Source organism: Planctomycetota bacterium (genome assembly GCA_038746835.1).
Classification (GTDB): domain Bacteria; phylum Planctomycetota; class Phycisphaerae; order Tepidisphaerales; family Tepidisphaeraceae; genus JBCDKH01.
The window spans coordinates 23,181-43,188 of the sequence record JBCDKH010000008.1 but is presented as its reverse complement, the minus strand read 5'-3'; the positions used below and the strand labels follow the sequence as shown (position 1 = coordinate 43,188).

Sequence of the window (20,008 nt, the reverse complement as noted above, 5' to 3'; positions counted from 1 at the left end):
GTCGTGGTGTGGGGCCTGCTGCCCGCCCCCGGGTGGGGGCTTGTTTTTGTTCGACATTCTGGGCCCGCCCGCCCCCCCCCCCCCCAAAACCCCTCGGCGTCATCGCGCAACGCAAGCGCACACTCACCTCAGGATCCGTATGCGTATGAGTGGAGAACTCGGTTTGCCGCTCCTAGCCTCCCCGTCCCCATGATCGAGGCCCTCAAGAGTGACGAGATCGTCAAAAAGGTCGGCGGCCGATTCCGCCTCACCGCCCTCATTCAGAAGCGCCGCGTCGAGCTGATGCGCGGCGCCCGCCCGCTCATCGAGCGCACGCCCGGCATGACCGACATGGAAGTCGTCATCGAAGAGATCCTGCAAGACAAGATCGAGGCCGAAGCCGGCGAGCCCGTCGAGGCGTGAGTTTTCAAGCAAACCCGTAAGCGTTTCACTGCCCGCCGAGGTGCTCGGTGCGGAGCTGGGCGAAGTCGTCTTTCCATCTCGTTCCGCCCACAGCGTCACCGTTGAGGGCGACGAGGCGGCGTAGCAGTTGGACGGACGTGTCGGCGTTGCCGGTTTCAAAGCCGGTCTGGATGTACCGCAGCTGCGCTTCCCAGTAGAGGTCGTTGGGCTCGATGCGTGTGACGCCGTTCGATTCGACGGTCTGCGTCGGCTCGCCGAGCGTGCGGTCGTTGAGCAGTCGGCCCAGCCGCTGGCGGGCGTCGCTGAATTCACCGAGTTGGAAGAGGATTCGGGCTTGGTTCAGCAGGACTTCCGGGTCGTAGGCGACCTGCTGCCGCTGTTCGTCGGTCAGGCCGATGATGAGTTGTCGGAAGCGGTTGACGTTCTCCGCCTCGCCGAGTTGCTCGTACCGCTCCAGAGCCGTTCGCAGGCGACGCTCGCGGGTGGCGGCGTCGGATTCTTCCATCGCCGCCTGGAACTGCGTCTCGGCGTCGAGCGTGCGGAACGTGTAGGCGTACTTGCGGTACTCTGGGTCGTCGCTCGCTTCGATCCAGTCGACGAGCCTGGGCGTGACGGCCGCACGGGTGAGTGTCAGGCGACGTCGTGCCTCGTCATCGCTGCGCGAGACGGCCCGGTCATAGGCGTCGGCGAGGGTCTGGCGGAACTGCTCGATGTACTGGAACCCGCGGAGCGGCTCGGAGTCGTCGAGCAGCCGAAGCAGGTCGGCCGTCGCGCCGTCGACGTCGCCCGCGGCCGCCTGGGCCTGGAACCGCAGCGGCAAGGCATCGTCGAGGATCGCCTGAGCTTCCGGCAAGCCTTCGACGCGACGCTCCAGATCCGACAGCAGCTCGATCGCGGCCTGGGCGTTGTTGCGTTCGTTCAGACGCAGCCGGGCCAATGCAATGCGGGTGTCGGCAGCGCGGGTGCGGTAGATCTCGGCCAGGTTCGACGGTGCCGACTCGGCCGCGGCTTCCATCGTCGTCAGGGCACGCTGGCCCTCGTCGATCGCGCGGGCGACTAGGTCGCCGTAACGCGGGTCGTCGCCACTGGTTTGCGAGACCTGCTCGGCGACGGCGAGGAACTGGTTCTGCCGGGCCGTGGGCAGACGCGGGTCGTCTGTGGGAACCTTGCCGTAGTACTCGATCGCCCCGTCGAGGTCGCCCTGCCGCTGCAGCCGGACGGCGAGGTCGAACGCACGCTCGACGTCGCCGAACTCGTCGATCAGGATCGGCAGCAGTGTTGCCTCCCGCTCGTCGGCGGCGACGACCGCATCCTCGTCGCCGTCTGCCTTCACCTGTTCGATCAGGCCCAGAGCGCGGCGGTACGCGCTGCGCCGCTGGTCCGGATCGGCCGAGGGAAGTTCGCCGTAGTCAAAGAAGAGGTCGACGGCCTCGATCGAGTTGCCCAGCGTCTGCTGCATGAGCGCTGCCAGGAAGACCGCGCGAGCGGCCGTGGGTGCGTCGACGTCTCCGCCGGAGGTGAGGCGATCCTGCAGCTCGACGGCTGCGTCGACGCCTCGGCGGATTCGGTCCTCGTCGACGTCGGCAACCTCACCCGACGTCGCTGCGGCGGCGGCCTTGGCGGCTTCCTGTCGGCCTCGGTCGACAATCGCATCCAGCAGCAGTGGCGACAGACCCGACAGGTCTGTGTCGGCGTCGATGCGTGCCAGGAGCTGTCCAGTCACAACCGGCCGATATCCTTCGAATTGGTCGACGAGCGACATCAGGAATCGCGTCGATTCGGCCTTGGCGGCCTCGCGGGCTTCAGACGACGTGGCATTGGCGGCGTTGGCCTCGGCGACGCGGTAGCCGGCGACGAGCAACAGCGGCCGTCGGCCGGGAACCGTCTCTGGGCTTTGTGCGTCGAACCAGGAGTTGAACGCGTTGAGCTGCTGCTGGGCGGCATCGGCGTTGCCGTCGAGCGCTTCAACGACGGTCCGTCCGAAGTAGGCGTCGAAGAGGCGCACTGGGCTGGTCGTGCCGGCGATGGCACGGTCGTAATAGTCGCGTGCCTGCTCGCGGCCTTCCTTGCCGCCGCGGGCGAGGTAGATCTTGCCGAGCATAAGCTCGACGAACGCCCGGTTCGGATTCCGCGGTACGTCGAGCGGCTTGAGCTGGTCGGCGACGTCTTCGGCGAGGTTGATGCGGTCCGGCGTGTCGGGCACGGTGCCGAGCACGCGATAATAGTCGGCGAACGGAATCAGCGACCGCGCCTGACGCGCCGCCTGCTGGGCCTGCGTTGCGAGTTGTACTTCACGCTGCTCGGCAGAGACGATCTTGTCTTCCAGGGCCAGCTGCTCCGCGATGTACAGCTCGGCCGATCGCTCCAGCAGCTTGCCGACGGCGGTGGCGACGGTGCCGACGTAGCGACGGCGTTCCGGGTTGTCGCCGAAGTACTCGAGCAGGCGAACCTCTTCGCCGATGCCGCGGTCGATGAGCACGGACGCTCGCCGGATCATCTGCCCCGCGACTGCTGCCCGCTCGCGATCGCTCGGCTCGACGGCGATCTGCTCGTCGACGCCCGCGACGATGTCGAGCACCAGCGGCTGACGCTCGTCCGCGGGAATCATCCGCTCGCCTGTCAGACGTGAGAGCGCGATGTCCGCCAGATAAAGGTCGGCCTGGTCTTCGGGGACGCCCTGCCGTTCGAGCGTGTGGCGCAGAAGCGATTCGAGCCCGAGTTCGGTGATCTTGCCGAGCGTGGCCGCGTCGTCGAGGGCATCGAGGCCGGTGGCCGGCTGCTCCACCTGCGCGGAGACGGGCTGCAGAACGGCCAGTCCGAGGACGGCTGAGGCGAGGAGACGTCGTGTCGACGGCAGGAGCTGTCGCGGCATGGTGAATCGTATGGAAGACGCCGCGGAGACTACCGGCCGGGCGTGAAGGTGATGCTGCTGAAGCCGGCACGCTGGGCCGCCTCGTAAACGGTGATCAGGTGCTGCCAGATGACGGCCGACTGCGGGCTGATCTCGACCTGCGTCTCAGCAAGCGCCTCTTCGGTCCCGCCGAGCGCCTGGGCACGCTGCTGGAAGATCGTGAGCAGCTCTTCGCCGTTGGTGCCGGTGTCACCGCCGATGGTCGCGCGGTACTGGCTGGGCGAGGAGGGGGCGACGTCGACGAGGACGCGCAGCGGCTCGTCGGCGGCGGTGTACTCGCTCTGGCCGCCCTGTTCGAGGAGCGCGACCTTGCTCTGCATGTACGGCTGGGGCTCGATGAAGCTGGCCGTCAGCATGAAGACCACCAGCACCACCATCGCCACGTTGACGACGGGCGTCAGATTCGGCGGTTCGGGGTTGGCTCGCTGGGTCCGCGTGCGTGGCATGACGGTGGCTTCGTGAAATGCTCAGTTCGGTTGGGCAAACGCGTACTGCACGCCCGCCACACCCGCGCGACTCACGGCACGCAAAACCGACTCCGTGTCGAAGTACGGCGTGTTCCGGCCTGCGTGGATGTAGACCTCAAAGTCGTCTCGGCCGTCCTTGAAGTCTTCGATGAACCGCTGCAGCGTCGGTGCCTGCGTGTTGAGGTCGTCGACGTTGAACGACCACGTCTCGCCGCTGACGAGGTATTTGCCGTAGACGCGTGGGTTGCCGTCGACGAGGCTCGACTCGACGTTGACGACGAGGAAGCTGCTGGCGGCGCGTTCTTCTTCGAACTGGTCTTCGGTGACGCCGAGCGTGGCGACGGGCAGCTGGAGTTCGTTGTCCGCCCCGGTATCGATGCCGGCCTTGCTGACGAGCATGAAGAAGATCAGCAGCGACAGCATGATGTCGCTGAGCGGCGTGATGTTGACCGGCTGGCCGCGGGGAGGTTGTCGGCGACGCTTCATGAGGCGAAGGGAGCGTGTCGGCTTACTCGGCGGCGTTGTTCACGGGAGCCGGTGCGGACTGCCGGGCCGGGGCCTTGGCGGGCGTCGGACGCGGGCGCGGCTTGCTGCTGGACGACGAGCCGCCGGCCTTGTCCTTGTCGGGGCGGATCATCAGGAGGAACTCTTCTGCCGCGAGTGCCCCTTCGCTGGTGAGGCGATCGACCTTGTTCCGCAGAACGCCGTAAGCGACGAGCGACGGAATGGCGAGCACGAGGCCGAGCATCGTCGTGCCCAGCGCGGTCGAGATACCGCCGGCCAGAGCGCCGACGTCCGCCGAGCCGCCGGCCTTCTGCATCGCGAGGAAGGCGTCCATGATGCCGACGACGGTGCCGAGCAGTCCGAGCAGCGGACCCACGTTGGCGAGGATGTTGATGTACTCGAGCTTGCGGAACTCTTCTGCCGTCTCATCGGCAACGCCGGCTTCGAGGCTCTCGCGCATCTCGGTGAAGCTCGGAGCCCGCTTGAGCGCCGGGTTGAGGCTTCGGCTGACGAAGGAGTCGTCCTCGTCGGTGAACTCGATCAGTTCGCGGAAGTTTCGGCCCTGAATCAGCTCTTCAATCTGGGCGTCGCTCTCGTCAGGGAGCAGCACCGAGCGACGTGCACGAAGCGAGGCCTGGATGATGAGCGTCACGGCGACGACGCTGCAGAGCAGGATGACGATCGTCACCGGCTCCAGCGACGCCAGCGACTCGAACGGCAGCAACCATGCCGAAGCGGCGACGCTCGGCTCTTCGGCGCCCGCGGCCGCACCATCACCGTCCTGAGCCATGACCCGGCTGCCGAAGACGAGGATGCTGACGAGCAAGGCCGACAGGAGCAACGCTCGCTGACGCCACAGCGGCTGACCATGGGGCGGTTTGGCGACGGAGGCGGCAGACTGGATCGCGGTCGAGGAAGGACGCATCGGCTTCGTTCTTGAAAGGGCTCGCGACAGGGCCGACTCGGCGGGCGATCGCGATGGTTCCGGCGATGGGTGGAGCTGCCGGTGAGGGTGGGCGGTGGATTGTGACGCGGTCGCGTCTGCAGGTCAAAGGGCGGCGCGGACGGCTCACTGGCCTCCGAAGAAGTCTCGGCCGACGAAGCGGTACTCGCCGCCGGTGATCGCGGCAATCTCCTTGAGCACCTCTTCCGCCTGCTCGTCGCGGTTGATGAACTGGATCGTGTTGATCATCGGTGGAGCGGACGAGCTGTCGGTCAGACGCTGGATCGTGCTGACGACGTCGCCGTAGCTGACCAGGCCGTCGAATCGGCCGTCGGTGAGGAAGAAGATCAGTTGCGGTTGCTGGCGAAAGTCGAACGCGGCGCGGATGGCCGGGATCGGGTTGGTCTCGCCCGACATCTCGACCGAATCGAGCAGCCACTGGGCCGACTGCTCCTTGAAGCGGCTGGTCGCGGGCTTGAGTTCGCCCGGGAAGGCGGTGATGTAGTCGTCGTTGCTGAAGAAGACGACGTTGAACGACTGCCGTGTCTCCAGCGATTCGATCGCCGCGCGGAGTTCGTTGAAGAGGAGGAGCTGTCGCTCGCCGGCCATGGAGCCGGAGGAGTCGCAGACGAAGGCGATGCGGAAGACGTCGCCGCCGTCGCCGAGCGTGCCGGTGTCCATGCCCATGAACCCGCCGCTACCGCCTGCGTCGCCGAAGAGCGGCGAGCCGTCGCCCCCACCGCCGCCGAGGAAGTCGCTGACTTCGCCCATGCCGGTGATGCCGGTAATGCTGCTGGACGTCGCCCCACCGGCTGCGGCGAGCATGTCGGCGGCGGAATCACCTTCGCCTCGGCTGCGGAAGTCTTGGCTCTGCTCGACGGGGTTGAGGCTGGCGTTCTGCCGGGTGACGTCTTCGGTGTTGCCGACGTTGGGCGTCGCGCCGACGTTCTCGGTGGCGAGCTTGGTCGAGGCGACGGTCGCCTGTTCGAGGACCGGCCCGGTGTCGAGCACTTCGCGAACGGTGACGAGCAGTGCCAGCGCCACGCCGACCAGGCCGAGATGGACGACGAGGCTCGTCATCCACGGAACCAGCGTCTGCATCCATGAGCGACGCCAGACGTTGCGCCGGTAGTTGCCGGTGTAGTTCCCCTCGGCGTCGGGGGCTTCCGGGATCGCCCGGCTGGTGGTCGTCATCGGGTCGTCGGTCATGGCACGGCCTCGTGGAGGTGGATCATTCGGCGGCGAGGCGTTCGCTGGCTTCGGCGGCGGCGGGCGTTTCGGCGTAGGTGGTGGCGACGTGGCTGTAGAGCTTGGTCGCGTCCTCGTCGAGGCCGAGGTTGCGGTGGATGTCGCCCGCGGCGAGGAGTGCCGATGCCGCGATGGCCGTCGCGTCGGGTGCCTGCGCGGGAACCTGCACGTACGCGAAGGCGGCGTCGAGCAGCTTCGACTCGTCGTCGCCCGCCTCGGCCTCGGACGCCTGGGCGAGCTTGAACAAGGCTTCGGCCAGGAGCTCGGGCTCGATGAAAACGCTGCCTGACGACTCGATCAGCCGACTCGCCTCGGCCGGGTTGTTGCCGCGAAGCGCCAGGTCGGCTCGCGAGAGCGTGACGCGTGCGAACGTCGGCCAGTCCTGGCGGTTCTCTGGCACCGTGTCGCCGACGAGCGGACCCCGCTGTGGCACGGTGTTGGCCGCGGCATCGGCATCGCCGGCGGCGTTGTCGAGTCGGAGCAGGAACGACAGGAGCATCTTCCGCTTGGTCGCATCGCCCGACACGGCCGATAGACCCGTGCGAACACGCTCGCGGGCGTCGCCGATCTGGTTCGGTGTGACGCCCGCTCGGTCCGGCGACGGCTGACGCGTCGCGGCGGCTTCGGCGTCGAGGTCGACCAGCGCGACATAGCCGTCGACGGCCTCGCGGAACAGGTTCGCCCTGGCGGCGGCATCGACCAGCCGGAACGTCGCACGTCGTCGGACCCACTCGTCGCCGCCGCGTCGGCTCAGGTAGTCGCTGTACTGCCGGGCGGACCGTTCCCAGTCGCCGCTCTGGTACGCCTCTTCGGCCGCGTTGAACCGATCCTCGCCGTCGATCTCGATGCGGGACAGCTCATCCAGAGGCGTCTCGCGTTCGCGGCTACCGACGAGGTAGATCAGGCTGTCGCCGCGGAGCTGTCGGATCTCGACCTCCTGCCCCGCAAGTCGGCCGATCCAGATGCGGTCGGCCAGCGCGGACGATGCCATCAGCAACGTCCCGGCCGCGACGGCCACACACCAACGACAATGCTTCGAAGGGCTCCTCATCGGTCATTTGGCCCGCGACGACCGGCAGGAACGCCGGCGGGAGCCTGCGAGAGCTTATCCCAAAACCGCCCTTCCTGCGAACGGACGTGCTGGCGATAGGCTGACGTGCCATGTCCGAGCACATCTGCCACGTCGCCTGCGCGTTCGACACCCGCAACCTTTGCCGAGCTCTGGGCCCGGACTTCGGCATCGAGGCCGCGTTCAACGAGGTCTGGAACGACCCGGCGAACGACCTGATCGCCCAGTTCGGCGGCGTGACGAGGCGAGCGGACAACTTCTCGGCCGAGATGATCGCGTACTGCCGGCAGGAATCGAACAAGGGCGGCCCCGACGCCGACCCGAACTGGCGGAAAAAGCTCACGTTCACCCTCTCCGCCCTGTCACACCGCTCGATCGACCGGCACATGAAGCCGGTCTTCATGCACTTCAAGCAGGCGACCGATGCCGCCAAGGGCTTCAACGAGTGCACGATGTACTGCGACGTGATGATGCTGCGCAAACGCTTCGGCCGCGGCACGATCATGGACGGTGACATGCTCGACCCGGCGAAGCAGACCGCCAGCGACGACCTGGCGTCGCTCGCCCGCGAAACGATCCGCCGGGAGCTGATCCGCATGCACACGTTCAACCCGGACGACGACCACATCCACACGTGGCTCGACGAGATGATCGGCCGGGCCCAGCAGTTCAACCTGCGGCTGGCGGAGTACGACCGGATCTTCACGAACCCCGACCCCGACCGCGTTCGGCAGTACCTCGACGAGACAAACTTCTACGACGAGACATCGCCGCTCATTCAGATCACCCAGCGATTGGCGAACGGCGAGTCCGTCGAGCCGGCGGAGGTCGATCAGGCGGTCGCGACGACCGAGACGAAGCACGGCCGCTACGCGCGAACGCTCGCCCACGCCGTCGGCTACGTCCGGTCTGCGGGCAAGCTGTGGCGGGGGGAGCAGTCGATCGATGACACCAAGCCGCAGTTCGACATCGGCAACGCCGAGCTGGCGATGGTCTACCCCGAGCCGGGCGAACGGGCCTACGCAGGCTGAGCGACTCTCTTCGTCATCCCGAGCGAAGCCGAGGGACCTCGCCCGGTCAGGCGTGCAAGGCCGAGGCGAGGTCCCTCGATTCGCTTCGCTCGCTCGGGATGACGAAGAGGTCACAGCTAGTGCAGCGGCTGAGCGACCTTGTGCAGGAGGCGGACGATTTCGGGGCCGAGTTCGCCGGCGCGTTCGGAGCCGGTGAGTCCTGCCGACGTCAGCACGTCGTCGACGCGATCGCCGACGATCGCCTTGAGCGGATTGCGAATCGACTTGCGACGCTGCCCGTAGAGGGTAGAGACGAATCGGCTGAAGGCCGCGAGGTCGCCATCGACCCGGACGCGGCGGCGGAGGCGAACCAGGGCTGAGTCGATCGTCGGCCTCGGGTGAAATGCCGTCGGCGGGATGACGCGCAAGACCTCGACGTCCGACAGCGACTGGGCCACCACCGACAGCGGCCCGTACGCCTTGCCGTCGGCGGGCGTCGCCCGGAGTCGGTCGGCGACTTCCTTCTGCACTGTGAAGACCAGCAGCGGCGACCCGGCGATCAAAAGCTCGATCACCAGCGGCGAGGCGATGTTGTACGGCAGGTTTGCGACCAGCTTCGCATCGCCAGCTGCAGCGTCGGCGACGGCCGGGTGCAGCTCGTGCTTGCCTGCCATCGCGTCGTCTTCGATGACCTCGACGCGATCGCCGAATCGCTCGCGTGCTGCTGCAGCGAGGTCGCGGTCGATTTCGACGGCCAGCACCTTCGCCCCGCGGTCGAGCAGCTCGTCCGTGAGGGTGCCGGTGCCCGGGCCGACCTCGATGACGCGGTCGCCCGGCTCGATCTGGCCTGCGTCGGCGATGAGGCGGACGAGGTCGGGCTCGATCATGAAGTTCTGCCCGAACCGATGCCGCGGCCGCATGTCGGCCTGCTGGAGGACGGCCTCGATCTCACGCTTCGTCTGCGGCACCGGGCGGCACGCTACGGTCGGCGGTGGATCGCCCTGCCCTGGAAGCGGCCTGGCTCGACCTGACGCGCGACCGTCTGCCGAAGCTCGCCGCCGAAGCGGGTGACTGGCCGATCCGGTTCGACCACTGCTTCATGCGGGTGTGCCTCGACCACGCCGTCGGCGGATGCTGGTACGACCACATCGATCGCAAGAAAGGTCCGGCGTACCGCGTGGCGTCGGACGAGGTGCTGGCGAGGGCCGTTTCCGTCGCCCGCCGAATCGAGACCGGCGGGAAAGAGGCTCTGGAGCCGCTGAATCGCCAGTCGCTCGTCTGGCGCGGGAAACTGCCGGTGGAAGCCGGCCCGAAACGTCGCTAGTGTGCCGGCCCGAAGGAAAGAGCCGAAACCATGAGCCTGCACACCAGCCTGAAAGCCGCCGGAGGCCTCTCTCGGCACCGCAACGTCCTCACCAAGGCCGAGCGCCTCGCCAAGCTGATCGCCAACGGCAAGGTCGACAAGGATGATCCGTACGTCCTGGGCCTGCCCAAGACGGCCAACCGCAAGCTGGTCGTCGGCAAGAAGACCGTCAAGAAGCCTGAGGCCGAAGACGACAAGAAGGCCAAGAAGAAAAAGTAAGCCCACGCCGCGACGCCAGTCGCGGATGCCCGAACTGCTGCGAGCCGCGACCATCGTCGCGGCTCGTGCTTTTGATGCCGCGCTAGATTGATCGCGTGACGTCCGACCTTTCCGTCGATCTCGCGGGGCTCCGCCTCGACAACCCGACGATGACCTGCAGCGGCACCTGCGGCTACGGGCCCGAATACGCCGACTTCACCGACCTCTCGAAGCTGGGCTGCTTCGTCACCAAGTCCGTCACGCGCGAGGAACGCCCCGGCAACGCTCCTGCACGCATCGTCGAAACCCGCGGCGGCATGATGAACGCCATCGGCCTGGCCAACGTCGGGCTCGACCGATTCAAGACCGAGAAGCTGCCGCAGATCGAGTCGATGCCGTGCCCGGTCGTCGTCAACGTCGCCGGACATGCCACAGACGATTACGTCGAGGTCGTGGGCGCAATGAACGCCCTGCCAGCGGTGAAGGGCGTCGAGCTCAACGTCTCGTGCCCGAACGTCAAGGACGGCCTGACCTTCGGCACCGATGCCGACCTGCTTCGCGAGCTGACCCGCGCCTGCAAAGACGCCCTGCCGGACAAGCCGCTGATGGTGAAGCTCTCGCCGAACGTGCCAGACATCTGCGTGACGGCCGAGGCGGCGTGTGAAGGTGGGGCCGACGTGTTGACGCTGGTCAACACGTTCACGGCGATGACGGTCGACGTGAACAAACGAAAGCCGCGTCTGGCCAACGTCACCGGCGGACTCAGCGGGCCGGCGATCAAGCCGATCGCGCTCCACCTCGTCAGCCGGGTCTACCGCAACGTCACCCGCCACAACGGCGTCCCGATCGTCGGCATGGGCGGCGTGCAGACCTGGATGGACGCGGCCGAGTTTGTCCTCGCCGGCGCCTCGGCCGTCGCAATCGGGACGGCCTTATTCGTCGACCCGTCGACGCCCGAGCAGATCGCCAAGGGCCTGGCCGAGTGGTGCGAGCGGCAAGAGGTGGCCAAGCTATCGGACCTGGTCGGAGCCCTGGAGCTTCCCGACGATCAGCCGGCCGAGCCGCGGAAAACGCCGTACGTGTAGCTCGTGCAATCCGTCATCTGAGCGAGCGCAGCGAGTCGAAGGACCTCGTCTGTTCCCCGATGTAGAACGAGGCGAGGTCCCTCGGCTGCGCTCGGGATGACGGAGTGAGTTGCTGCGGAACAGGCTGAATGCGATGTCGGAGCATGCCGACGACCTCGCGCGAGAAGCCATGGACGACGCCCGCGACGAACGATCGCCCCAGCCGTCCCATCAAGTTTCCGCCTGCCAAGATGGGCTACGACGAAGACGACTACGGCGAACGCGGCGCGACGCTGCTGTTCACCGGTCTGTTCGGCACGATTCCCGGCTCGACCGCTGATCCGGTGAAGCTGCCGCAACGGTGACGGCTACGTTTTGTCGTGCCGTCGGTCGAGAGCTTTAAGAAGCGACGCGAGCGGGTCGCTGCGATGCTGCCGGTGCTCAAGGCCGAGCACCCGGACGCCCGCTGCAGTCTTGATTTCGACACGCCGCTGCAGCTGCTGGTAGCGACGATCCTGTCGGCCCAGTGCACCGACGCGCGCGTCAACCTGACGACGCCGGCACTGTTCGATCGGTATCGCGATGCCCGAGCGTTTGCCGAGAGCGACCCGGCCGAGCTGGAATCGATGGTCAAGAGGTGCGGGTTCTTCCGCCAGAAGGCCAAGTCGATCCGCTCGATGGCGGCGGACCTGGTCGAGCACTATGACGGCGAGGTGCCTGACACGATGGAGGCGCTGACGAAACTGGCCGGCGTCGGTCGGAAGACGGCCAACGTCGTGCTGGGCGACGCGATCGGCGTCTTCTACGGCATCGCCGTCGACACGCACGTTGGCCGGCTCTCGCGTCGGCTGGCGTTGTCAAAGCACGACGACGCCGTGAAGGTCGAGGCCGATCTGATGAAGATCGTGCCGCGGGAGGAGTGGGCGATGTTCAGCCACCTGCTCATCCACCACGGCCGCCGCATCTGCGACAGCCGTTCGCCCAAGTGCGACATCTGCGTGCTGTTCGACCACTGTCCGAGCGGGCCGAAGGTGATCGCTCAGCGGGAGAAGGCGACTTCGCGCAAGACGAAGCCGTCATCGAAGCGGGCCACCTCTTCAACATCCAAGAGGCGTCGGACGTCTTCGGCGGTGACGAAGTAGTCGCGATCGACCGAAGTGAAAAAGACGAACGTCGCCCCGCTGCCGCGGAGGTCGCGCAGCTGATCAAACCGCCGCGTGTTCGGCCGACCGGCGGTCTCGAACCGGCTCTTGGGCAAAAACATCGCGGGCCGGCGAAGCAAGACATGAATCGAATCAGCGGCGTCGGAGCGGATCGTCGTCGACGTTGGCTGCTGCTCGACCCATGCCAGCGTCGGGGAGGTGGTCCAGTCGGGAGACGCGTAGCCAGCACCGTGCCGGAAGCGGTCCAGCGTGAAGACGATGCCACCGAGGAGCGCGGCCATCATCGACATCAGCACGATGCTGAGGAACGGCTTGGCCAGCTTCGACGGCTCAACATCGCCGCGAGCATGGTCTGCGGTGAGCGACTCGTAGACATCGTCGTACTGTCCGTCATCGAGCAGTCGCTGCCGCTTTCGACGTCGCTGCTCGATGCGGTGAAACGTTCTGGCTGAAACGGCGATCGGCAGAAGGAACAGCAGCGGGAACCAGATCCGACCACCGAGCGGAATGTGTTGGTCGACGGTCGCCTTCGCGACGAGCACAACTGCGAGGTACGCGGCGATTAGAGCAATCAGCTCCCGGCGACTCCAGCAGAGGTAGCCGAACGTGGCGAAGACAAGGAAGCCCATCGCGAGCCAGAAGCCGTTGATCGGCACGTCGTGAGGCGTCGGCAAGATCCAGCGGGCAAACGTCTGGAGTGAGTCGCCCAGGTCCCACCGAGTCAGGCCGTGCCAGCGGCCGATGCGATCGGGCGGAACGCCCTGCCAGGCGACCCACCAGCGCCACGTCAGGTACGGCAACGCTGCCGCTGCGCTCGCAAGCAGGCCGACGCTCCACCAGCGTCGTTCCGCTGCGAAAATCGGCAGAACGAGCAGCGCGATCCCGACGTGCCGCGTCAGTAAAGCCAGCGCAACCAAACCAGCGACCCACCACGGCCGTCGGGCGAGCGTCGCCAGGACGGCACCGAGCATCAACGGTACGAACAACGCCTCGCTCCCCACGGCCGCGAAGGTCGCCTGCGCGTCCGGGTGCAGTGCGACGCACGTCACTCCGATCGCAGCCATCAGGGCCACAATGGCGGATGTGAATGATCGCATGTCCCACAGCACTGTTGTCCGCATGACGGCAGCCACCATCAGCACGCAGGACGTGATCAGGAGCAACCAGTTGCCCCACCGTGCCGTCCCGACAGCCGCCAGCCACGCCGGAAACAGCGGCGGGAAGTGCGTCGACGGCGTCGGCTCGAATGCGCCGAAGCCGGTCAGCGTCGGGCCGTCGCCCAGGCGGATGGATCGGGCGAGGTCGAGGTACGTCGCTGCATCGCCATCGAGTGCGAGACCGTGGCGTGTGGCGAGCGCAAACGCGATGGTCGCCGGCACCACAAGCAGCGCGGCAGCGCCCGCGAGGAGTCTTTGCCGCTCTGTCACGCGATCAGCGTAACGACCTTGCCCCTACGCCAGCGGCAGATCGTTCAGGTGATCGATCATCTGTCGGAGTCGGCCGTGATCTTTGCGGTTGAAGGGGAAGACAAGGCGATGCAGATGCCGGAGCTTCTTCTCGTTCCGCTCGACCTTCAGAGGTCCGCAGCTGCGCCATGCCCGCTCGCCAATCCGTTCGGCAATCTCAGGGTCGGCGATGTCGGCGAAACGCTCCTTGATGTCGCCGAGCTGCTGATCCGTCACCTTGTGCTTGAGCCGCAGAATGATCAGGTCGCGGCTGTAGCGGAGCGAGTGGAAGTTCTCGTAGAATTTGCGGCAATGCTCCGCGGCCTCGCGGATGTCCTGGGTGAGCGTGTAGAGCGACAGGTCTTGCTCGCTGATCAGGCCATCGCGGAGCAGGTGGTCCTTGACGTAGTCGTGCCACGCGGACCAGTAGTCGCTGCCGTCGTGGTCGACCATGACCAGCGGCATCGGCGGACTCTTGCCGGTCTGGATGAGCGTCAGCACTTCGAAGCCCTCGTCCATCGTCCCGAAGCCGCCGGGGAAGAGTGCGACCGCGTGGCTTGAGCGGACGAACATCAGCTTGCGCGTGAAGAAGTACTTGAAGTCGACCAGCTTCGGATCGCCGTGAATGAACTCGTTGGCCGACTGCTCGAACGGCAGCGAGATGTTCAGGCCGAAGGAGCCCTCCGCGCCCGCCCCGCCGTGGCCTGCCGCCATGATGCCGCCGCCGGCACCGGTGATGACCATCCAGCCGTTCTGCTCCATGTCGCGACCGAACGCCTCGGCCGCCTTGTAGTCAGCGTCAGCCTCAGGTGTGCGGGCGCTGCCGAAGATGCTGATCTTCCGAGTATCGCGATACGGCGCGAAGACCTTGAGGGCGTAGCGCAGTTCGGCGAAGGCGTTATCGATGAGCTTGACGTCGCCGCGATTGGTCTCGTCGCGAAGCAGCTTGATGCTCGTGCGGACGATGCGAGCGACGAGGTCGCCGTTGGGGAGCTCGTGCAGCTCGTCAGAGAGCTCATCGAGCGTGCGGACGACGTCGCGCAGGTCGCGTCGGCGGACGCTCATTTTGGGCTCGGCCGACTCAACGGTCTGCTCAAGATCTCGTGGCGGGGCCGAGCCGTGTTGGCCGCGGTTGTAGTGATCGCCTTCGACGGGGCGACGAGGCTTGCCGCGTCGTGGCTTGTTCGTGTTCTCCATGATTGCCCGGAGCGTATCCGGCACGTCAGGTCAGCGTCACCACCGAAGCCGCGGGAACGCCCAGGCCGATCGCAGCGAACAGCACGACGCCCGCCAGCATCGCCAGCTCGATCATGAGCAACGACGACGCGTCCGCCTGGTCACGATTGAACTGCCCCGCAGCCTCCTCCGATGCCTCGGGATCGTCGGCGACTTCGACATACCTCGCCCGGTGCCGCTCCGCCCGGGCCCGCAGGACGCGATTGCCGTACCACGCTGCTCCTGCGGCTGCGGCGAGCAACACTGTCCGCACGGCAGGAAGCAGAACATCTCGCCCGTCGCGGAAGACCAGCAGCCACTCTGCGATCGTCGCGATGCCCAGCATCACCATGGCCAGCAGCTCGATCGTCCAGAGGCGGCCGAGCAGATCGCCCACGATGCGCCCGCCGAGCAACGCCGCGTGCCGGCCTTCTAAGTTGACGCTCAGCACTGTCGGCAGCGTCGGGTCCGCCTCTTCGACAGTTCGATGCACTGTCGCTGCGGACATCACGACGAAAAACACCGCCCCAAACCACCCCGCCAACGCCAGCCAGTAGAGGATGGCCACAACCGTCAGTCCGTCGGCATTCACACAGGCAAGATAGGTTGGGCCGCCCTTCTGGCTGTCGTCTCGGAGATCGCGAAGACGCAAAGGCGCGAAGACAGACGCGAAGGTCGAGCAGGCGTTGCTCAGGGTCAGAGCAAGTCTCTCGGCTTCTTTTCTCTTCTTCGCGTCACTCTTCGCGACTTTGCGTCTTCGCGATCTCTGGCTCTGATGCGCTCAGTCGTCGCTTCGGCGACCGACGATGCACAAGCCCGCTTCGTTCGCGGCGGCGAGGACTCTCTCACGTTCCAGGAGCATGACGTGTCCCGCCTCGACGCAGACGCAGGACGCACCGGCGGCCTTGATGGTCTCGATCGTCTTGAGCCCGATCGTCGGCACGTCCATGCGTGGGTCGCGACGCGTGTTGCCGCGCTTGAGCAGCACCCATCCGCCGCCGCGGCAGAGGTCGCCGGCGCGGCGGATCATCGCGTCGGTGCCTTCGGTCGCCTCAATCGCCAGGACGTCGCGATCGCGAACGGCCATGCTCTGGCCGACGTCTTCGCGCGTCAGCATGCCGCCGAGGTGCCAGCCGCGTTCGATCGCGCGGGCTTCGGTTTCGGACGGCGAGCGACGCGTCATCACGCCTTCGTCGGCGAGTTGGTCTTTGTTGAACGTGGTGGAGTCGATGAGGGTCACCCCGCGCTTTTCAAGTTCGTGTGCGGTCCGCAGCAAGACGGTTTCGGATCGGCGGTCATGGCGAAACTCGGTGAACCAGGCCCAGAAGGTCGCCCAGTCGGGCACCTGACGCAAGGCCCAGAGCATCTCGTGCTTGACGTGCAGATTCTGCTTCGCCACCCGGCCGACCATGATCGCCTCGGCCACGTCGTGCTTGCGGAGGAAGCGCGTCCAGGACGTGACCCGGACGAAGCTGACGGGCCGGTAGGCGTCCACCTCGTCGACCAGCTTCGGGTCGGCCATGCCGTCGAAGCCGGCGCAGATCACGCGTCGCCCCGCCGCCTTTGCTCCGCGTGCGACGAGGATCGGGAAGATTCCCTCGCCCGCGATGAGTCCTAGTGGCCGAGCGTCCAAAGCGGGCGGACCGTAGCACAATCAACGTCTTGAGCTTCTGCGGCGGCGCCGCCAATGAAAGAGGCAGGGTCACGTTGATGGCCCTGCCTCCGGGTAAGACGTTCCGGAACGTCCAGTTGCCTGCGTTCAGGCGGTCGCCTCGGTCGTCGGGTCGTACTGACCCAGCTGCTTGCCGCCCTGGTCGTAACCAATGCGGTCGAGTCGGTCTTCGTTGTAACCCTCGGCGTTGCTGCGAAGGACCGCAACGTAGCCGAGCATGATGCCGTAGAGCACCTTCGAGACGATGTCGGCGATGGTGTATGCCATCTGACGGATCACGGCAGATTCTTCGGAGATGCTCACGGCCGGCATGAGGTAGCCGACGAGGTAGAGCATCCACGATCCGAAGAGCGTCCAGACGACAGCCTTCATCCACGCCTGGGCCTTGGGCGGCAGCTTGGCAAGGTTGTCCTTGTTCAGGCCGACCGCGAGCACCAGGTACAGAATCCAGAGGTAGAAGACGCAGGACACGACAAACATGAGCCAGTAGGTCGCGTTCTGACCGACGTTGCTGGCCAGAAGGTCACCACCGACACTGCTAGCGCCAGCGGCGATCTGAGTGCCAGCTTCTGGAACGGCCTCGAAGAACTGGCCGATGTAACCGAAGTAGATCATGAGCAAGCCGGCGATCGTGAACTGAATCACGGGCGACCAGAATTTCTTGCCCATGAGTCCGAAGACGACCACGAACTGCGCGAGCAGCACGGGCACATCGATCGACCAGTTCACGTAGCGGTAGCCGTTGCTGAAGCGCGAGCTGTTTTCGCCGACAGCGAAGAGCGTGGCACCGTCGGCACCGGTGAACGGCACGATCGAGCTTTTCCAGACGATGTACTGGTTGCCCAGTTCCAGAGCAGCTGAAACCATGACGACCGCGCCGAGCCAGTTGGCAACGCGGTACTTCGGGCTGATCTGCTTCGCCGTGACGATGAAGTAGACAAGCCCCGCAAACATGGCTGCAGCTCCAAGGCTCAGCACGTGGGCGATGATGAAGTTCGCCCAAGGGCTGAACACGATGAAGTTCTCCATGACCATCGGCAGGTCTCCTGAATTAGAGCGTTAGAGCGGAAGGTGAAACGGCGACCGAAGGGGCCTGCCGAACGGATGACGTCGCCTGCTGCTGTGCCACCACGTGGCGGCGAGCGGCGACGAAAACGAGAAGCATGTGCGGGACCGTCAGGCAGCCCAGCGTGACGAACACGACGCGAATCGCTGCAGACGTTGCCGACAGAGCGCCGCCAGCCAAAGGCGATGCCCAAAGCAACGGCCAAATGATCAATGCACCGGCGACCGGGGCAATCGTTGCGAAGACGACAGGTGCGATCGGACGCTCGGCACCACCGGCCGGAGCGTCGATGACGTCGCTCAGCAGGTGCCGCGTCGAATGCCAGAGGGCGAAGTAGACAGCGAACGCCAAAAGCGGCGGCACGAAGACCAACAACGCCGCGACGGCCACGAGTTCTGCGGCGGACAGCCAGCGTCTGGCTGCCACGTCCACCACGAGGAGCACGCCCACAGCCAACAACGTCGGCACGGCGAGGAACGCGAGCGTCGATGTCACGATCGCGGCGGACGACGGCGCGATCGCGGCGAGTGCGAACTGCACGTCGCCGGCAAAGATCAGAGCCGGCAAGGCGATCGGCATCAGCCCGCGGACAAGCGACTCGACGCCCTCGCCGATCGATCGCGGTGTCAGCGAAGGCAACTCGCCGAAGCCAAAGTGCAGTAGAGACAGTGCGAGGAAACCGACGAGCCAGACGCCGGGCGCGAGGAGGTACAGCCCCACCGCTGCCGCTGCGAGTGCGACATACAGCTGGCCGAATCGCGCACGCCCTTGAGCGGTGTTGCCGAAGAGTCGGCGTCCGACCCAGACGTCCGTCGCACCATGCGCCATGCCGACGGCTGCCGCAATCGCGAGCAGGCCGACCTGGACAGTTGCTGGAATCGACAGCCACTGCAGCAGGCCGACGAGAACCAACGTCAACACCGCCGTGACCGGAACGGCCAGGCGGCGGTGCGACTGCCAGTCAATCGACTTGATTCGACGTACGACGCCAAGCCCAGCGATCGCTTCTTTGGCAAATGGAAGCTTCGGCATCGCCATGACGACCGAGGCTCCATCGCGCGCGGTCGGGACGTCCGATAAGAAGCGAGCTAGCCGGTCCGGCCGGACTTGGCGGAAAAGCCTTGCAAACAGGCCTGGGAAGGCTTCGGGCTCCTTGCGCAGCTTGCGAACGAAAATGTGATCGAGGAGCTGAAGCCAGCGACTCCGGCCAGCTGGTGCAGGTGCCACAAGGTCGTCGCGGTGCGTCAGTTCGTCCGCCAGCTTTTGCGCTTGGCGTTGGATCTGGAGGAAGGCGTAACCGGTGCTCGGCCGGCACGCGCCGCCGCGAATGCCGAGGCGGACGATGCCGTCGTCTTTGGGTCGAACATCGCTCGCCGACGACATCGGCAACAGGCCCGACTCGGCGTAGCCGTCCTCGTCGAGCTCGAGCTGTGGGTAGTGCTTTTGGACCCCTTCGATGAGCCGTGCTTCTGCCTCGCTCCATGCCAGCGGGGCTCGGAGCATGCCAGTCCAGTCGACCAGCACTTCGTCGTCGCCGACGGGCAGGACGTAGAGGAACGCGAGCCCGGTCTCTGTCTCGGAGTCCTCGTCGAACTGCATCACGGTCGCGAGCGACTGATCCAGCTTGCCTCGGAACGTTCGGCCGACGAACTGCTGAATCAGGTCTTCGTCGCCGTCCGAAGCGCCGACCGACTCACGCGTCGTCGGGTTGGGCCTGTAGCTCGCGGGCGGACGAGTGTCGACGACGAATCGCGCTGCGAGCTCGACCGACTCGCCATCTCGACGGATCCGAGCACCGGTCGCGTCGACACGGTCTGCAGACCAGCCGCGATAGAGCGTGGTCTTCTTGAGCGTCGGAAGGATCGCGTCGTAGTAGTCGGTCGCCGTGAGCCCGGCATACGAGAGCCCGGGCATTGACCGAATCACCGCATCACCCATCCCGCCGTCGACGGCCCACTTGGACCATCGCCAGCGGATGTTCTTGCGAACGACTTCCGGAATCGCGTCGGCAGGATCACGCCGGTCGGGCGATTCGTCGAGCCAGAAACACCAAGTGCGATCGCGACCGTAGTCAGTGCGCGGCTCGACGACTGCAACGCTCAGCGACGACGACTCCAAGCGGTGTGCCAGCGCCAGTCCCGCGCAACCGCCGCCGATGATCAAAACATCGACGGCACACGTGCCGGGATAAGACGACGACTCCTGCACTGTGTTGCCGACCATGCACTTGCCGTGCCAGCAACATCATGTTCTTCACATCGAGTTGTG

Annotated in this window: 20 protein-coding genes; 7 read left to right on the top strand and 13 right to left on the bottom strand. The window is 66.1% G+C overall.

What is annotated here, in order from left to right; translation table 11 throughout:
• The first annotated feature begins 189 nt into the window (after positions 1-189).
• Positions 190-402 carry a DNA-directed RNA polymerase subunit omega gene (locus tag AAGI46_02075; protein ID MEM1010990.1) on the top strand — a complete coding sequence of 71 codons (213 nt, stop codon included), beginning with the start codon at positions 190-192 and terminating at the stop codon, positions 400-402.
• Positions 403-427: 25 nt separating this feature from the next.
• Here AAGI46_02075 and AAGI46_02070 read toward each other — a convergent pair whose 3' ends face one another.
• The 6 genes from AAGI46_02070 to AAGI46_02045 all read right to left on the bottom strand — a co-directional run bounded on the left by AAGI46_02070 (position 428) and on the right by AAGI46_02045 (position 7,466).
• Positions 428-3,274, bottom strand: a complete 2,847-nt coding sequence (locus AAGI46_02070; protein ID MEM1010989.1) for a hypothetical protein — start codon at positions 3,272-3,274, stop codon at positions 428-430.
• A gap of 29 nt (positions 3,275-3,303) precedes the next feature.
• Positions 3,304-3,759 carry a biopolymer transporter ExbD gene (locus AAGI46_02065; protein ID MEM1010988.1) on the bottom strand — a complete coding sequence of 152 codons (456 nt, stop codon included), beginning with the start codon at positions 3,757-3,759 and terminating at the stop codon, positions 3,304-3,306.
• A 21-nt stretch (positions 3,760-3,780) separates the two neighbouring features.
• Complete coding sequence (locus AAGI46_02060) at positions 3,781-4,266, bottom strand: biopolymer transporter ExbD (GenBank protein MEM1010987.1); 486 nt, start codon at positions 4,264-4,266, stop codon at positions 3,781-3,783.
• A 22-nt stretch (positions 4,267-4,288) separates the two neighbouring features.
• Positions 4,289-5,209 carry a MotA/TolQ/ExbB proton channel family protein gene (locus AAGI46_02055; protein ID MEM1010986.1) on the bottom strand — a complete coding sequence of 307 codons (921 nt, stop codon included), beginning with the start codon at positions 5,207-5,209 and terminating at the stop codon, positions 4,289-4,291.
• A gap of 144 nt (positions 5,210-5,353) precedes the next feature.
• Positions 5,354-6,436: a hypothetical protein gene (locus AAGI46_02050; protein ID MEM1010985.1), complete on the bottom strand. Its 1,083-nt coding sequence runs from the start codon at positions 6,434-6,436 to the stop codon at positions 5,354-5,356.
• Between the two features lie 22 nt (positions 6,437-6,458).
• Complete coding sequence (locus AAGI46_02045) at positions 6,459-7,466, bottom strand: hypothetical protein (GenBank protein MEM1010984.1); 1,008 nt, start codon at positions 7,464-7,466, stop codon at positions 6,459-6,461.
• A gap of 170 nt (positions 7,467-7,636) precedes the next feature.
• On the opposite strand from AAGI46_02045, the gene AAGI46_02040 reads away from it, so the two are divergent.
• On the top strand, positions 7,637-8,575 hold the full coding sequence (locus tag AAGI46_02040) for a hypothetical protein (protein ID MEM1010983.1): 939 nt from the start codon (positions 7,637-7,639) through the stop codon (positions 8,573-8,575).
• A gap of 116 nt (positions 8,576-8,691) precedes the next feature.
• Here AAGI46_02040 and rsmA read toward each other — a convergent pair whose 3' ends face one another.
• Positions 8,692-9,522 (bottom strand): 16S rRNA (adenine(1518)-N(6)/adenine(1519)-N(6))-dimethyltransferase RsmA, encoded by an 831-nt coding sequence (rsmA, locus tag AAGI46_02035; GenBank protein MEM1010982.1) that lies wholly within the window; start codon positions 9,520-9,522, stop codon positions 8,692-8,694.
• 23 nt (positions 9,523-9,545) lie between these two features.
• Between rsmA and AAGI46_02030 the strand changes: the two genes are divergently transcribed.
• From AAGI46_02030 to nth, 5 genes are all read left to right on the top strand, one after another.
• Complete coding sequence (locus AAGI46_02030) at positions 9,546-9,878, top strand: hypothetical protein (GenBank protein MEM1010981.1); 333 nt, start codon at positions 9,546-9,548, stop codon at positions 9,876-9,878.
• Between the two features lie 30 nt (positions 9,879-9,908).
• Positions 9,909-10,136: a small basic protein gene (locus AAGI46_02025; GenBank protein MEM1010980.1), complete on the top strand. Its 228-nt coding sequence runs from the start codon at positions 9,909-9,911 to the stop codon at positions 10,134-10,136.
• Positions 10,137-10,231: 95 nt separating this feature from the next.
• Complete coding sequence (locus tag AAGI46_02020; GenBank protein ID MEM1010979.1) at positions 10,232-11,200, top strand: dihydroorotate dehydrogenase; 969 nt, start codon at positions 10,232-10,234, stop codon at positions 11,198-11,200.
• Positions 11,201-11,343: 143 nt separating this feature from the next.
• Positions 11,344-11,544, top strand: coding sequence for a hypothetical protein (locus AAGI46_02015; GenBank protein MEM1010978.1), 201 nt, complete (start codon positions 11,344-11,346; stop codon positions 11,542-11,544).
• A 15-nt stretch (positions 11,545-11,559) separates the two neighbouring features.
• The gene (nth, locus tag AAGI46_02010; protein MEM1010977.1) at positions 11,560-12,321 is read left to right on the top strand and encodes an endonuclease III; all 762 of its coding nucleotides are present in this window, start codon (positions 11,560-11,562) and stop codon (positions 12,319-12,321) included.
• On the opposite strand, the gene AAGI46_02005 is transcribed toward nth, so the two are convergent.
• From AAGI46_02005 to AAGI46_01980, 6 genes are all read right to left on the bottom strand, one after another.
• Positions 12,219-13,769 (bottom strand): hypothetical protein, encoded by a 1,551-nt coding sequence (locus tag AAGI46_02005; GenBank protein MEM1010976.1) that lies wholly within the window; start codon positions 13,767-13,769, stop codon positions 12,219-12,221. The genes nth and AAGI46_02005 overlap by 103 nt on opposite strands.
• 24 nt (positions 13,770-13,793) lie before the next feature.
• Positions 13,794-14,984, bottom strand: coding sequence for a TIGR00730 family Rossman fold protein (locus AAGI46_02000; GenBank protein MEM1010975.1), 1,191 nt, complete (start codon positions 14,982-14,984; stop codon positions 13,794-13,796).
• Between the two features lie 25 nt (positions 14,985-15,009).
• The gene (locus AAGI46_01995) at positions 15,010-15,594 is read right to left on the bottom strand and encodes a hypothetical protein (GenBank protein MEM1010974.1); all 585 of its coding nucleotides are present in this window, start codon (positions 15,592-15,594) and stop codon (positions 15,010-15,012) included.
• A 189-nt stretch (positions 15,595-15,783) separates the two neighbouring features.
• Positions 15,784-16,635 (bottom strand): UDP-2,3-diacylglucosamine diphosphatase LpxI, encoded by an 852-nt coding sequence (gene lpxI, locus AAGI46_01990; protein ID MEM1010973.1) that lies wholly within the window; start codon positions 16,633-16,635, stop codon positions 15,784-15,786.
• Between the two features lie 126 nt (positions 16,636-16,761).
• Entirely contained in the window at positions 16,762-17,703 is a 942-nt protein-coding gene (locus AAGI46_01985) for a bacteriorhodopsin (protein ID MEM1010972.1), read from the bottom strand.
• 22 nt (positions 17,704-17,725) lie between these two features.
• Positions 17,726-19,963, bottom strand: a complete 2,238-nt coding sequence (locus AAGI46_01980; GenBank protein MEM1010971.1) for a beta-carotene 15,15'-dioxygenase, Brp/Blh family — start codon at positions 19,961-19,963, stop codon at positions 17,726-17,728.
• Positions 19,964-20,008: the final 45 nt, after the last annotated feature.

Bases quoted from the DNA above. Each gene is read 5' to 3' on its own strand.
- AAGI46_02065 (MEM1010988.1), bottom strand. From the start codon at position 3,759: ATGCCACGCACGCGGACCCAGCGAGCCAACCCCGAACCGCCGAATCTG.
- AAGI46_02040 (MEM1010983.1), top strand. From the start codon at position 7,637: ATGTCCGAGCACATCTGCCACGTCGCCTGCGCGTTCGACACCCGCAAC.
- AAGI46_02050 (MEM1010985.1), bottom strand. From the start codon at position 6,436: ATGACCGACGACCCGATGACGACCACCAGCCGGGCGATCCCGGAAGCC.
- AAGI46_02075 (MEM1010990.1), top strand. From the start codon at position 190: ATGATCGAGGCCCTCAAGAGTGACGAGATCGTCAAAAAGGTCGGCGGC.
- AAGI46_01985 (MEM1010972.1), bottom strand. From the start codon at position 17,703: ATGGAGAACTTCATCGTGTTCAGCCCTTGGGCGAACTTCATCATCGCC.
- AAGI46_02070 (MEM1010989.1), bottom strand. From the start codon at position 3,274: ATGCCGCGACAGCTCCTGCCGTCGACACGACGTCTCCTCGCCTCAGCC.
- AAGI46_02060 (MEM1010987.1), bottom strand. From the start codon at position 4,266: ATGAAGCGTCGCCGACAACCTCCCCGCGGCCAGCCGGTCAACATCACG.
- AAGI46_02055 (MEM1010986.1), bottom strand. From the start codon at position 5,209: ATGCGTCCTTCCTCGACCGCGATCCAGTCTGCCGCCTCCGTCGCCAAA.
- AAGI46_02025 (MEM1010980.1), top strand. From the start codon at position 9,909: ATGAGCCTGCACACCAGCCTGAAAGCCGCCGGAGGCCTCTCTCGGCAC.
- AAGI46_01980 (MEM1010971.1), bottom strand. From the start codon at position 19,963: ATGGTCGGCAACACAGTGCAGGAGTCGTCGTCTTATCCCGGCACGTGT.
- AAGI46_02000 (MEM1010975.1), bottom strand. From the start codon at position 14,984: ATGGAGAACACGAACAAGCCACGACGCGGCAAGCCTCGTCGCCCCGTC.
- AAGI46_02045 (MEM1010984.1), bottom strand. From the start codon at position 7,466: ATGGCATCGTCCGCGCTGGCCGACCGCATCTGGATCGGCCGACTTGCG.
- AAGI46_02015 (MEM1010978.1), top strand. From the start codon at position 11,344: ATGCCGACGACCTCGCGCGAGAAGCCATGGACGACGCCCGCGACGAAC.